This is a genomic window from Streptomyces sp. NPDC050534 (assembly GCF_044457745.1).
Classification (GTDB): domain Bacteria; phylum Actinomycetota; class Actinomycetes; order Streptomycetales; family Streptomycetaceae; genus Streptomyces.
Window position 1 is genome coordinate 332,757 of sequence record NZ_JBITHF010000006.1, and the last position, 12,648, is coordinate 345,404.

A 12,648-nucleotide genomic window follows, 5' to 3' on the forward strand; every position below is an offset into this window, starting at 1 on the left:
TGCGCGACAAGCCACACCAGACCCGCACCCGCCACACAACAGAACCCCCAACCCCCTAGGCGTTGGGCCGCTCCCCCCGCACCGCCGCCCTCTCCATCGCCGCCAGCCGCTCAAGCATCGGCATCGGATCCACTCCCACGGACCCCGGCAGGAACTCCGCGATCGTCTCCGGCGTCCAGGAACCCCCTTCCGCGAAAGCTGAACGCAGTTCGTACGGCTGGGCCCACACCGCCAGCTTCGCCCCGGCGATCGTGTACACCTGCCCCGTCACCCCGTACTCCTTGGCCCGCTCCGACAGCAGATAGACCACGAGAGCCGCCACGTCCTCCGGCTCCCCCATCTCCGCGAGCTCCGTCGGGACGTTCGCCGACATCCGCGTACGGGCGACAGGCGCCACGGCGTTGGCCGTCACCCCGTACTTGTGCAGGCCGAGCGCGGCGCTCCGCACCAGCGAGATGATCCCGCCCTTCGCCGCGCTGTAGTTGGCCTGCGACACCGACCCCTGGTGGTTGCCGCTGGTGAACCCGATCAGCGTCCCCGCCCGCTGCTTCCGCATCACCGCCGAGGCGGCCCGGAACACGGTGAACGTCCCCTTCAGATGCGTGGCGACGACCGGGTCCCACTCCTCCTCGGACATGTTGAACAGCATCCGCTCACGCAGGATCCCGGCGACGCACACGACCCCGTCGAGCCGCCCGTACGAAGCCAGCGCGGCATCCACCACCCGCTGCCCGCCGGCCATGGTGGAGATGTCGTCGGCGACGGCGACCGCCTCCCCGCCCGCCGCCTCGATCTCCTTGACGACGGCCTCGGCGATCTCGCTGGCCGGGGAGGCGCCGTCGACGGAGACGCCGTAGTCGTTGACCACGACCCTCGCGCCCTCGGCCGCCGCGGCCAGTGCGACCGCCCGCCCGATGCCCCGCCCGGCGCCCGTCACGGCGACGACCTTGCCTGCCAAGAAGTTCCCCACGTCCGGCCCCTTCCCGCGGTTTCTGACGGACCGTTAGATTTTATGACCCGTCAGATACCTGGAGACAAGCCCCCGGGGAGGACCGATGTCGTTGCCGGATTCGTTCCACGAGATCGCCAAGCGCGTGAACAACTGGGGCCGTTGGGGCTCCGACGACGAGATCGGCACGCTCAACCTGATCACCGACGAGGTCGTGCGCGAGGCCGCCGCGGCCGTCCGCACGGGCCGTCGCGTCCCGCTCGCCCTGCCCCTGAGGCAGGACGGCGTGCAGACCGGGATGATCCCGGGCCGGGTCAACCCCCTGCACACGATGGTGCAGATCAACCAGGAGCTGTTCGGTCCCGGCACGGTCGCCTGCAGTGACGACGCCGTGACCATGGGCCTCCAGGCGGCCACCCACTGGGACGCGCTGCCCCACGTCTCGCACTCGGGACGGCTCTACAACGGCCGCCCGGCCGGCACCGTCACGGCGCACGGCGGCGCCGAGTTCGCCGGCATCGACAAGGCGCGGCACATCGTCTCGCGCGGGGTGCTGCTGGACGTGGCCCGTGCGCGGGGCGTGGACCGGCTGGCGGGCGGGCACGCGGTCACCCCCGAGGACCTGGATGCCGCGGAGGAGTTCGGCGGTACCCGCGTGCGGGCCGGCGACATCGTCCTCGTACGGACCGGGCAGATCCAGGTCTGCCTCGCCGGGGACAGGGAGGCGTACGGCTACCCCTCACCGGGCCTCTCGGTCCGCACGCCGGAGTGGTTCCACGCGCGCGATGTCGCCGCCGTGGCCAACGACACCCTCACCTTCGAGATCTTCCCTCCCGAGATCGAGGATCTGTGGCTGCCCGTGCACGCGCTCGACCTGGTGGAGATGGGCATGCTGCAGGGCCAGAACTGGAATCTCGAAGAGTTGTCCACAGCCTGTGGAGAAGCTGGCCGGTACGCGTTCCTGCTCTCGGCGATGCCCGAGCCGTTCGTCGGCGCCACGGGAACCCCCGTGGCGCCGGTCGCCGTCCTGTAAGGACATACGGCCGGCGGCGCACCTCCCACTCTCTGCTGCACTCGAGCGGGAAGGACCCCCACCGTCCCGAGCGCGGCACCACGCACCGCCGACCGACTTCGGCGCACCCCGCCGATTCCGCCTGGCCCTTGGGCGGAACCGGCGCCGAACCGCGACCCGCGCTCGACGAGGGCTCCCGTCACCGAAGCCCTTGCCGTCCCCTCACGGCGACCCGCAGACCAATAGGGTGATCAAACGGACACGCTGCGTCAACACCCCTACGGGGATTTATTACTTAAGCCCTGATTTGCCATGGGCGCGCACAGAAGCACGTCCCGGCGCATCGCACCCGGCCGGACCTGACAGGACAGCGGTCTTTGCGACCGTGCACCGACCTGACCGGATTCCCCGCTTCCGTGCGCCGGTCACACCGCCTCGAACGCCAGCCCCTCGTACAACGGCGCCCCACCCATGCAGGACTCCGCCTCCTGGCGGGACTGTGCGCAGCGGTCGAGTTCGCACCAGATGCGCTTGCCGGCACCCTCGGGGCTCCAGCCCCAGCGGTCGGCGAGACCGTCGACGAGGGCGAGGCCGCGGCCGCCGGTCGCGTCACCGTCGGCGCAGCGGGGCACGGGGGCCCGGTCACTGCTGTCGGCCACCTCCAGGCGGACGGTGGCCGACTCACCGGCCACACCGGGCAGGGACAGGCGCAGGACGGCCGGACAGCCGGTGTGCACCACGGCGTTGGTGACCAGTTCGGAGACGAGCAGGATCAGCGTCTCGGCGAGCGGCTCGTCGGCCTCTATGCCGGACCCGGCGAGACGCGAACGGGCCCACTTTCGGGCTCGCCCCACCTCCGCAGGGTCGGGCCGGACTTCCAGCTGCACCTGAAGCACCTGCACCGCTCACACCATCCGAACCGGCGGACACATGACCCCGTGCCACGTCCGCGCCGCGACGAGGGCCACGATCGTAGCCATTTTCTGCATGGCCAGAACAACGGCCAGTACAGAGCCCAGAGCAGGGGTCACGGAACGTGAATCCCTTAAACGACAGCATGGTTGACGTACAGTCACGCCAACAAGCGCTTCGGGCATATTCCAGCGCGAAGGAGTACCCGTGCGGCATACTGTGCGACGCTCACCGCGAGGAGTCGAACAGGCCTGTTTGGGCATCACCCCGGGGGCGACACCGGCACGGCACGCGCTCGGAACGACTCGCATCCCACAGAAGGTACCGGAGCGGGGCGCCGACTCCAGGACGTGACGGGTCACGCATAGGACACAACCCGATATCAACGCTCCGTAATTCCGGTATGCCACAATCCGCGACATCTGCGAGGTCGGATTCCGTGACATCGCAGGCCCGTGCCGGTCATACGGCCAGATCGGCCGCGAGCAGCTCCTCACTCTCCGTAGCGTCACCGCCACGTTGCGCCCGGACCCAGGCCCGCTTCAGATGCAGGTGGACCTCGCTCTCCCAGGTGAAGCCCATGCCGCCGTGCACCTGGAGGCAGTCGCGGGCGCCGCGCTCGGCGGCCTCGTCCGCGAGCAGCCGGGCCGCGGCGATGTCGGCCCGGTCGGCGGTGACGGCTGCCGCGTAGACCGCGGCGCGGGCGACCTCGGCCCGCACCAGCATCTGCGCGCACAGGTGCTTGACCGCCTGGAAGGCCCCGATCGGCTGCCCGAACTGCTCGCGCGTCCGGGCGTGTTGCACGGCCAGCTCACACACCCGCGTGGCCGTGCCGAGCTGCTCGGCGGAGGTCAGCAGAACGGCGACGGGGTCGGTGCGTGCCGGCGCGGGGACCCGGTGCAGGGGCGTGAGCGGGTCCACCGACTTCATCGGTACGGCCCCCTCGGCGCCCCGCCGCACGACGTCGGCCTCGTCCAGCCACTCCACGAGCCGCCCGTCGGCGGCGGCCACGACGACCTCCCCTTCCGCCGCGCCCGGGACCTCCCCGGCGGCGAGGTGCGTGGCGATCAGCGGCCCGGGCACCAACGCCCGCCCGGCCTCCTCGAACACCAACACAGCCTCGGGCAGACCGAGTCCGGCTCCTCCGTCTGCTTCGGACATGCGCAGCGAAAAGAACCCCAGCTCACCGAGTTCCCGCCAGAAATCCCGATCCAGACGGTGCTGTGAATCGCCGGTCCGTGCAGTGCCGTTCAGGGGCGCGGGGCTGTATCGATCTGCGGCTCCGCCGCGGGGCGCGACCAGCCACGACGAACCGTTGGCCGCGCGACGACCGATCGCAGCCCGCACAGCGCCGCGCAACGCCCGCTGAACCTCCGTCAATTGAAACCGCACCGCTCACCTCCCCTTCGGCAGCCCGAGCACCCGCTCGCCCACGATGTTCCGCTGAATCTGCGAAGTCCCCGCCGCGATCGTGTACGACAGCGACGACAGCCGGTCGGGCATCCACGGCCGGTCCAGGTCCAGGGAGTCCGGCCCCAGCACCTCCGCCGCGGCGTCGTACAACTCCTGCCGAGCATGCGAGTAACGCAGCTTGAACACCGAACCCCCCACCCCCGGCACCCCGCCGGAGGCCTCCGCCTCGCTGACGTTCCACTGCGTCAGCCGCCACAGCGCCCGGAACTCCGCGTTGAGCCTGCCGAGCCGCCGCCGGAGCACGGGGTCGTCCCAGCGGCCGTTGCCGCGGGCCTCGGCTGCGAGTTCGCCCAGCACGCGCCGGCAGGCGACCACCTCGCCCACGAACGCCGTGCCGCGCTCGAAGGACAGCGTCACCATGGTCACGCGCCAGCCGTCGTTCTCCTCGCCGACCCGGTTCGCGACCGGCACCCGCACGTCGTCGAGGAACACCTCGGCGAACTCGGCCGACCCGGCCAGCGTCCGCAGCGGCCGTACGGTGATCCCCGGGGCGTCCATGGGCATCGCGAGCCAGCTGATGCCCCGGTGCTTCGGCGCCGCGGGATCGGTGCGGACCAACAGCTCGCACCAGTCGGCCACTTCGGCGTGCGAGGTCCAGATCTTCGACCCGCGCACCACGTAGTCGTCGCCGTCCCGCCACGCGCGCGTGCGCAGTGCCGCGAGGTCGGAGCCGGCGTCCGGTTCGCTGAAGCCCTGGCACCAGACCTCCTCACCGCGCAGCACCGGCGGCAGCCAGCGCGCCCGCTGCTCCGGCGTCCCCTCGGCCGCGATCGTCGGACCCGCGTGCAGCAGCCCGACGAAGTTCGCCCCCACGTAGGGCGCTCCGGCCTGCTCGGTCTCCTCCAGGAAGATCAGCCGGATGGTCGGCGAGGCGTCCCAGTGGACGTCGGCGTACCCGGCCTCGTACAGCATCCGCTGCCAGCCGAGGTCGTACGCCCTGCGCGCGGGCCAGTCCTGCGGGGACGGCTTGTCCGGCAGCGTCGGCAGCGCCTTGCCGAGCCACTCCCGCAGCCGCGCCCGGAACTCCTCCTCCTGCGGGGTGTACGACAGGTCCACTAGCGGTCCAGGTCGAGATCGAGGCCGAGCATGCGGATGGCGTTGCCCCGCATCAGCTTGTAGACCGTCTCGTCGTCGAGCCCCTTCACATGGTCGAGGGCGATCTCCTTGGTGTGCGGGAAGGTCGAGTCGACGTGCGGGTAGTCCGTCTCGAAGGTGGCGTTGTCGCGCCCGACCACGTCCAGCGAGGCGACCCCGTGCTTGTCGCGGAAGAAGCAGCAGAACATCTGCCGGTAGTAGTACGTCGACGGCGGATCGGGCACCAGGTCCCGGACCCCGCCCCAGGCGCGGTGCTCCTCCCACACGTCGTCGGCACGCTCCAGGGCGTACGGGATCCAGCCCATCTGCCCTTCGGAGTAGGCGAGTTTGAGGCGCGGGAACTTCACGAGGACCCCGCTGAACAGGTAGTCCATCATCGAGGCCATGGCGTTGTTGAAGCTCAGCGACGCCTGGACGGCGGGCGGCGCGTCCGGGGACGCGGCCGGCATCTGGGAGCTGCTGCCGATGTGCATGTTGACGACCGTGCCGGTCTCCTGGCAGACCGCGAAGAACGGGTCCCAGTAGCCCGAGTGGATGGACGGCAGGCCGAGGTAGGTGGGGATCTCGGAGAAGGTCACCGCTCTGACGCCACGCGCGGCGTTGCGCCTGATCTCCGCGACCGCCAGCTCCACGTCCCACAGCGGGATCAGGCACAGCGGGATGAGCCGGCCGCCGCTGTCGCCGCACCACTCCTCGACCATCCAGTCGTTGTAGGCGCGCACACAGGCCAGCGCGACCTCCTTGTCGTGCGCCTCGGCGAAGGTCTGCCCGCAGAAGCGCGGGAAGGAGGGGAAGCAGAGGCTGGCCTCGACGTGGTTGAGGTCCATGTCCTCCAGCCGGGCCTTGGGGTCCCAGCAGCCGCGCCGCATCTCCTCCCGGGTGATCCCCTCCAGGGTCATCTCGTCGCGGTCGAAGCCGACGGCGGCGATGTTGCGCTTGTACGGGAACTTCAGGTCCTCGTAGATCCACCAGTCGGTCGGCTGGCCCTCCGGGTCCATCGTGATCTGGTACTTGCCGGCGACGTAGGCGAGTTCGCCGATGCCCGCGGTCAGGGGCTGCGGGCCCCGTTCGCGGTACTTCGCCGGAAGCCACGTCTCGAAGAGGTGGGCGGGTTCGATCACATGGTCGTCGACGCTGATGATGCGGGGCAGTTCGGTCATGGGTCCCCTCCGCCTGACGCGACTGTTTTCTGATGGACCGTCAGATCTGTTCGCCAAGCAGGCTAGCCCCGCACCCCTGGACCGACAAGGCGCCGAGCCCTACGCTCTGCGCACGATCTGACAGCCCGTCAGCTCAATCGAGGGGGCCGCCGTGACCGACACCGCCCACGCACTGAGCGCGTCCCGCACCCTCTGGGACCTGCTCGCCCGCCGCGCCGACCTCACCCCCGGCCGCCCGGTCCTCCTCCAGGACGACCGCTCCCTGAGCTTCGGCGAGCTGCGCACGGGGGCCGAGCGCGTGGCGGCGGGCCTGTACGACATGGGCGTACGCCCCGGCACGGTGGTCGCCTGGCAGCTGCCGACCCGTCTGGAGACGGCCCTGCTGACCTTCGCGCTGGCCCGCCTCGGCGCCGTGCAGACACCGATCATCCCCTTCTACCGGGACCGCGAGGTCGCCTTCGCCCTGCGCGAGTCCAAGGCCGAGTACTTCGCCGTCCCCGGCGAGTGGCGCGGCTTCGACCACACCGCGATGGCACGGCGGCTGGACGCCAAGGGCGTCTTCGAGGCGTACGACGACCTGCCCGAAGGGGACCCGTCCGTGCTGCCCGCCCCGCCCGCCGAGGGCACCTCCGTGCGCTGGATCTACTGGACCTCGGGCACCACCTCCGACCCCAAGGGCGTACTGCACACCGACCGTTCGCTGATCGCGGGCGGCTCGTGCCTCGCGCACGCGCTGCACCTGTCGGAGGACGACGTGGGCTCGATGGCCTTCCCCTACGCGCACATCGCCGGGCCCGACTACACGGTGATGCTGCTGCTGTACGGCTTCCCCGCGGTGATGTTCGAGCAGTTCGCGCTGCCGGACGCGCTGGAGGGCTACCGCAGGCACCGCGTGACGGTCGCGGGCGGCTCGACGGCGTTCTACTCGATGTTCCTCGCCGAGCAGCGCAAGCAGCCGGACACCAAGGTCATTCCCTCGCTACGGCTCCTCGCGGGCGGCGGGGCGCCCAAGCCGCCGGAGGTGTACCACGCCGTCGTACGCGAGATGGGGGTGCAGCTCACGCACGGCTACGGCATGACCGAGGTGCCGATGATCACCATGGGGGCGCCGGACGACACCGCGGAGAACCTGGCGACGACGGAGGGCCGGCCGCCGGAGGGCATGGAGATACGGATCGCCGGCGGGGAGGTCCGGCTGCGCGGGGAGGCCGTGTGCCAGGGCTATCTGGACCCCGCGCAGACCGCGGAGGCCTTCGACGCGGAGGGGTTCCTGCGCACCGGTGACCTGGGGCGGGTGACGGAGAGCGGGCATCTGGTGCTCACCGGGCGGCTCAAGGACGTGATCATCCGCAAGGGCGAGAACATCTCGGCGAAGGAGATCGAGGACCTGCTGGCGGCCCACCCGGCCGTCGGGGACGTCGCCGTGATCGGGCTGCCGGACGCCGAGCGCGGGGAGCGGGTCTGCGCCGTGGTGGAGCGGCGGCCCGGAGCCGGGGACCCGCCCCTGGAGGAGCTGACGTCGTATCTGCGCGCGGAAGGGCTGTCGGTGCACAAGCTCCCGGAGCAGCTGGAGGTGGTGGACGCCCTTCCGCGCAACGACACCTTGCGCAAGGTGCTCAAGTACAAGCTGCGGGAGCGCTACTCCGGGACCGTGAAGTAGCGGGCGAACGCCGGGACGATCTCCGACTCGCCGACCCTGCCGTCGCCGTCGGCGTCGAGCACGGCGGCGCTCGCACCCGCGACGTCCTCGCCCGCGCCGAGGATTCTCAGCACGCGCGCGGTGTCCTCGACCGTGGCCGCGCCGTCACCGTCGGTGTCCGCGATGGCGAGGGCCGCGTGCAGGAAGGGCCGGGCGATCTCGGCGAACCGGTCGGGGTTGTCGCGCAGCCGCTTGACCGCGCCGTTCACGAACTCCTCGCGGGTGATGCGCTGGTCGCCGTCGCGGTCCGCCATGCCGGCCATGCCCTGCCAGAACGCCTCGGCGCCGGCGTACAGCGCCTGGCCCTTGTCGGAGCGGGCCGCGACATCGAACTCGGCGAGCAGCGCCTTGGCCGCCACGTTGAAGTCCTCGCGGTCGATATAGCCGTTGCCGTCCTGGTCGAAGGTGGCGAACCGGGCCGCGATCCTGCGCTCGTACTCGCTGCTGACCATGTCTTTCGGGCCGCCTCACGTCACGTCGGGTGCATCTGCACGGGAGCGTACGACGCAGCGGGCCCTTCGGGCTGCGGAAAGCGACGCTTGTGCCAAGACCGAGGGAATTTTGGGACAACGATGTGGCAGAAGCCCCCGGTGCTTGCTAAGCCGAGAGCGGGCCCGCCTCCTCGGAGACGGCGTCGTCCACGTCGGCGTACACGTCGAACAGACGGCGCACGCCGAGGGCGCCGAGGACACGGTTGACATGGGAGCCGTCGACCGCGCCCCGCGCCGGGAGTATCAGCCGCAGGCTGCCCTGGCAGGAGCGGATCAGACGGCGGGCGGCGATGAGCACGCCGACGCCGCTGGAGTCGCAGAAGAAGACCTCGGAGAGATCGAGGACCAGGCTGTGGCGGCCGTCGGCCACGACGTCGTGCACCCGCTGCCGCAGCACCGGCGACGTGACCAGGTCCAGCTCGCCCGACACATTGAGCACGGTCCATTCGCCCTGCTCGCCACCGATCACATAGAACGCCACCACCATGCCCTTCGTTCGCCGGACCCCCACTCAACCGGAAGCCACCCCTTCGCTTCCTTGCAGCGCGGCTGCCCAGCCGCCGTTCCCTGAAACACAGCGCCAGAAACGAAAAGCGATCGGAAACGGCTTGTTTTGTTCGCCTTCGATCCTGTTCGATCAGATGTGAACCGGGTAGGCGGAACTCGCACTATCACCTCCGGCCGCCCGGGGGGCGCCCAATGGCACAAAGGGGCGTGCGCCGTCGGACGTGCCGACTACATTCGAGGAGACGATGGACGCAGGCTGGGTCGAGGCAGACACACGGGTGAGGGGGCCGCATGGCGAAGAAGGACGTACCGCCCCGCTGGGACCGCAAGATGCAGCAGCGGCTCGCACGCGGTGAGGCGGCCGCCCTCGGCGAGCTCTACGACCGGTTCGCCTCGCTCGTCCACGGCCTCGCCCACCGCGTCCTCGGTGACGAGCGTGCCGCGGACACCATCACCCGCGAGGTGTTCGTGCACGTGTGGGAGCACCCCGAGTCCTACGACCCGAGGCAGGGCCCCCTGCGCTCCTGGGTCGCCACGCTGACCCACCGCCTCGCCGTGCAGCGGCTGCGCGCCACCGAGACCGCCGCCATGGCCCAGGGCTCCGGCGGCTCCGCCGAGGAGCTGGAGCGCAGGGTCCGCCGCGCCTCGATCGCCGCCCGCGCCGACTACATCGTCCAGTCCATGCCCGTCCCGCTGCGCGCCGCCCTGGAGCTGGCCTACTTCCAGCGCCGCGACTACCGCCAGACCGCGGCCGACCTCGGCGTCACCGAGGACGAGGCCCGCCGCCGGCTCCGCCTGGGCCTGCAGCTGCTGTCCACCGCCCACGACGCCGGCGCACCCGGGGCCCCGCCCGGCTACGGGGGTGCCGCGTGAACGACGCAGGCGACGCCGACCGCTTCGAGTCCGGTGGCTTCGAGGGCAAGGACGACAAGGAGGAGCAGGGCAGCAGGACCGGGCGGCAGCGGGAGCCCGGCGTCCCGGGCGGCCCCGCGAACGGCGGTGGCACCGGCAAGGACCCCGACCGGCCGCCCCGCATACCCATGCCCCGTTCCTCCGTGGAAGACGGGTGCCGGCCGCTGCCCGCGCCGGCGAACCTGGACGACCCGCCACCGCGGCCCGTCCCCCTCGTGCTGGAGCACCCGGTGCTGAAGTCGCTCCTCGGCGCCTGGGCGCTGGCCGCCTGCTCGCCGGAGGAGACGGCGGCCGTGGAGGAGCACCTGGGCGAGTGCGGCACCTGTGCCGAGGAGGCGCTGCGGCTGCGCGAGGCGGTCGGCCTGCTGCACCCGCAGGAGACCCTCGACCTGGACCCGGCCCTGCGCACCCGCGTCCTGGACGGCTGCCTCGACCGGCGCCCGCCGCGCATCCCGGTCCCCGGGTGGGCGGCTCCGTACGACGCCGAGACCGCCCGCCTGGACGCACTGCTCCAGGACATCGGGGACGCCGAGTGGCACGCGCCCGTACGGCTGCGCTGGTTCGACGGCGAGGGCCCGGCGAGCCGCCGTACGACCGTCGCCGGCGTCATCGCCCACCTGCTGTCGGTCGACGGCCTGGTCGCGGTCGCCCTCGGCCTGGACGACCCGCTGGGCGAGGCCGCCGCGGAGGGCCCCTCGCCCCGGACCCGCACGGAGACGTACTGGCGCACCGCGCACGTCCCGCCCGGCCGCTCCATCCGGGCACCCTGGCGGGAGCAGACCCACGACCTCGTCCGCACGGTGGCCTTCGCGGGCGGCGGCACCGGCTCCGCACGCCTCGCGGTCTCCTACGGCGACTTCGAACTGCCGCTGCACGACGCGATGGTGGACCGGGCCTTCGAGTGCTGGGTGCACGCGGAGGACATCGCCGAGGCCGTCGACTACCCCTACGGCCCGCCCGCCCCGCGCCATCTGCACCGCATGATCGACCTCGCGGCCCGCGTGCTGCCCGCCGCGCTGGCCCAGCGCCGCCGGACGGGGCTGGCCTCGCCCACCCACGGACGCCACCTCGTCCCCGCCGGTGAGCCCGGCCGCAGCCTGCGCCTGGAGATCGAGGGCTCGGGCGGCGGCGAGTGGCTGATCCCCCTCGACTCCCCCGCGGCGGTGGGCTCCGCCGAGCACGAGGTCGCCCATATCGCCCTGGACGGCGTGGAGTTCTGCCGCCTGGCCGCCGGGCATGTGCCTCCGGCGGATGCGGCGGTCGGTCAGGTCGGTGACAAGGCGGCGATCAGGGATGTGCTGTTCGCTGCGGCGTCCTTGAGCCGTTTGTAGTGCGCCGCGTGCGGGGGTGGGTGCGGTTTCGTCGGCGGGTGCGGGTGCGTCGTGGCTTGCCGCGCAGTTCCCCGCGCCCCTGAAGACACTTGCGGTGCAGCCCCCTAGGGGCGCGGGGAACTGCGCGAGCAACCACCGACAACCCGCACCCGCCGGCGAACCAGAACGCCCCCGAGCGACTAGGCGAACACGACAGTCCGGCGCCCGTTCAGCAGAATGCGACGCTCCGCATGCCACTTCACGGCCCGCGCCAGCGCCTGGCACTCCACGTCCCGCCCCACGGCCACCAACTGATCCGGCGTGACGTCGTGCCCCACCCGCTCGACCTCCTGCTCGATGATCGGCCCCTCGTCGAGGTCGGCGGTCACATAGTGCGCCGTGGCCCCGATCAGCTTGACCCCCCGGGCGTGAGCCTGGTGGTACGGCTTCGCGCCCTTGAAGCTCGGCAGGAACGAGTGGTGGATGTTGATGATCTTCCCGCTCAACTGCTTGCACAGGTCGTCGGAGAGCACCTGCATGTACCGGGCCAGCACGACCAGCTCGACGTCGTTCTCGCGAACGATCGACAGCACCTGCGCCTCCGCGTCGGCCTTGGTCTCCTTGGTCACCGGAATGTGGTGGAAGGGGATCTCGTACGAGCCCACGAGCTCGGCGAAGTCGGTGTGGTTGGACACCACGGCGGCGATCTCCACCGGCAGCGCACCGATCCGCGCCCGGAACAGCAGGTCGTTCAGGCAGTGCCCGAACTTGCTGACCATGAGGACGATCCGCATGTTCTCGTCGGCCCGGCTGATCTGCCAGTCCATGTGGAAGGCGTCGCCGATGGCCGCGAAACTCGCGCGCAGCTTGTCCACCGTCACCGGGGTCTCCGCCGAGAAGTGGACGCGCATGAAGAACAGACCCGTGTCATGGTCGCCGAACTGCTGGCTGTCCTCGATGTTGCAGCCGGTCATGAAGAGGTAGCTCGACACGGCGTGCACGATGCCCTGCTTGTCGGGGCAGGAGAGCGTGAGGACGTACTGGTCACTGGCCGCCGCGGCTCGGGTGGACTGCTCGTTCATGCAGGACAGGGTCCCATACGCGGGCCCGCGGGCGGGCCCTGGTCCG

General features: G+C 71.2%; 12 protein-coding genes. 4 read left to right on the forward strand and 8 right to left on the reverse strand.

Annotated elements, in window-relative coordinates:
- Window positions 1-55: 55 nt before the first annotated feature.
- Complete coding sequence (locus ACIBN2_RS21615; RefSeq protein ID WP_399136278.1) at window positions 56-970, reverse strand: SDR family NAD(P)-dependent oxidoreductase; 915 nt, start codon at window positions 968-970, stop codon at window positions 56-58.
- An 85-nt stretch (window positions 971-1,055) separates the two neighbouring features.
- On the opposite strand from ACIBN2_RS21615, the gene ACIBN2_RS21620 reads away from it, so the two are divergent.
- Window positions 1,056-1,982 carry a cyclase family protein gene (locus ACIBN2_RS21620; RefSeq protein WP_399136280.1) on the forward strand — a complete coding sequence of 309 codons (927 nt, stop codon included), beginning with the start codon at window positions 1,056-1,058 and terminating at the stop codon, window positions 1,980-1,982.
- Between the two features lie 404 nt (window positions 1,983-2,386).
- Here ACIBN2_RS21620 and ACIBN2_RS21625 read toward each other — a convergent pair whose 3' ends face one another.
- The 4 genes from ACIBN2_RS21625 to ACIBN2_RS21640 all read right to left on the reverse strand — a co-directional run bounded on the left by ACIBN2_RS21625 (window position 2,387) and on the right by ACIBN2_RS21640 (window position 6,601).
- Window positions 2,387-2,848, reverse strand: coding sequence for an ATP-binding protein (locus ACIBN2_RS21625; protein WP_399136282.1), 462 nt, complete (start codon window positions 2,846-2,848; stop codon window positions 2,387-2,389).
- Window positions 2,849-3,335: 487 nt separating this feature from the next.
- Window positions 3,336-4,265 (reverse strand): acyl-CoA dehydrogenase family protein, encoded by a 930-nt coding sequence (locus ACIBN2_RS21630; protein WP_399136284.1) that lies wholly within the window; start codon window positions 4,263-4,265, stop codon window positions 3,336-3,338.
- A gap of 3 nt (window positions 4,266-4,268) precedes the next feature.
- A complete protein-coding gene (locus tag ACIBN2_RS21635; RefSeq protein ID WP_399136286.1) occupies window positions 4,269-5,402 on the reverse strand; it encodes an acyl-CoA dehydrogenase family protein in 1,134 nt (377 codons plus the stop codon).
- Entirely contained in the window at window positions 5,402-6,601 is a 1,200-nt protein-coding gene (locus ACIBN2_RS21640; protein ID WP_399136289.1) for an amidohydrolase family protein, read from the reverse strand. The genes ACIBN2_RS21635 and ACIBN2_RS21640 overlap by 1 nt, the downstream gene beginning before the upstream one ends.
- A gap of 151 nt (window positions 6,602-6,752) precedes the next feature.
- Between ACIBN2_RS21640 and ACIBN2_RS21645 the strand changes: the two genes are divergently transcribed.
- Window positions 6,753-8,261, forward strand: coding sequence for a class I adenylate-forming enzyme family protein (locus tag ACIBN2_RS21645; RefSeq protein WP_399136291.1), 1,509 nt, complete (start codon window positions 6,753-6,755; stop codon window positions 8,259-8,261).
- On the opposite strand, the gene ACIBN2_RS21650 is transcribed toward ACIBN2_RS21645, so the two are convergent.
- Complete coding sequence (locus tag ACIBN2_RS21650; protein ID WP_399136292.1) at window positions 8,240-8,752, reverse strand: EF-hand domain-containing protein; 513 nt, start codon at window positions 8,750-8,752, stop codon at window positions 8,240-8,242. The two genes, ACIBN2_RS21645 and ACIBN2_RS21650, sit on opposite strands and share 22 nt — an antisense overlap.
- A 145-nt stretch (window positions 8,753-8,897) precedes the next feature.
- Complete coding sequence (locus ACIBN2_RS21655; RefSeq protein WP_399136694.1) at window positions 8,898-9,278, reverse strand: STAS domain-containing protein; 381 nt, start codon at window positions 9,276-9,278, stop codon at window positions 8,898-8,900.
- Window positions 9,279-9,589: 311 nt separating this feature from the next.
- Here ACIBN2_RS21655 and ACIBN2_RS21660 point away from each other — a divergent pair, with 311 nt between their 5' ends.
- Window positions 9,590-10,171: a sigma-70 family RNA polymerase sigma factor gene (locus tag ACIBN2_RS21660; protein WP_399136294.1), complete on the forward strand. Its 582-nt coding sequence runs from the start codon at window positions 9,590-9,592 to the stop codon at window positions 10,169-10,171.
- Complete coding sequence (locus ACIBN2_RS21665; protein ID WP_399136295.1) at window positions 10,168-11,541, forward strand: maleylpyruvate isomerase N-terminal domain-containing protein; 1,374 nt, start codon at window positions 10,168-10,170, stop codon at window positions 11,539-11,541. Before ACIBN2_RS21660 ends, ACIBN2_RS21665 begins: the two co-directional genes overlap by 4 nt.
- A 179-nt stretch (window positions 11,542-11,720) precedes the next feature.
- Here ACIBN2_RS21665 and purU read toward each other — a convergent pair whose 3' ends face one another.
- Window positions 11,721-12,602: a formyltetrahydrofolate deformylase gene (gene purU, locus ACIBN2_RS21670; RefSeq protein WP_399136297.1), complete on the reverse strand. Its 882-nt coding sequence runs from the start codon at window positions 12,600-12,602 to the stop codon at window positions 11,721-11,723.
- Between the last annotated feature and the right edge of the window lie 46 nt (window positions 12,603-12,648).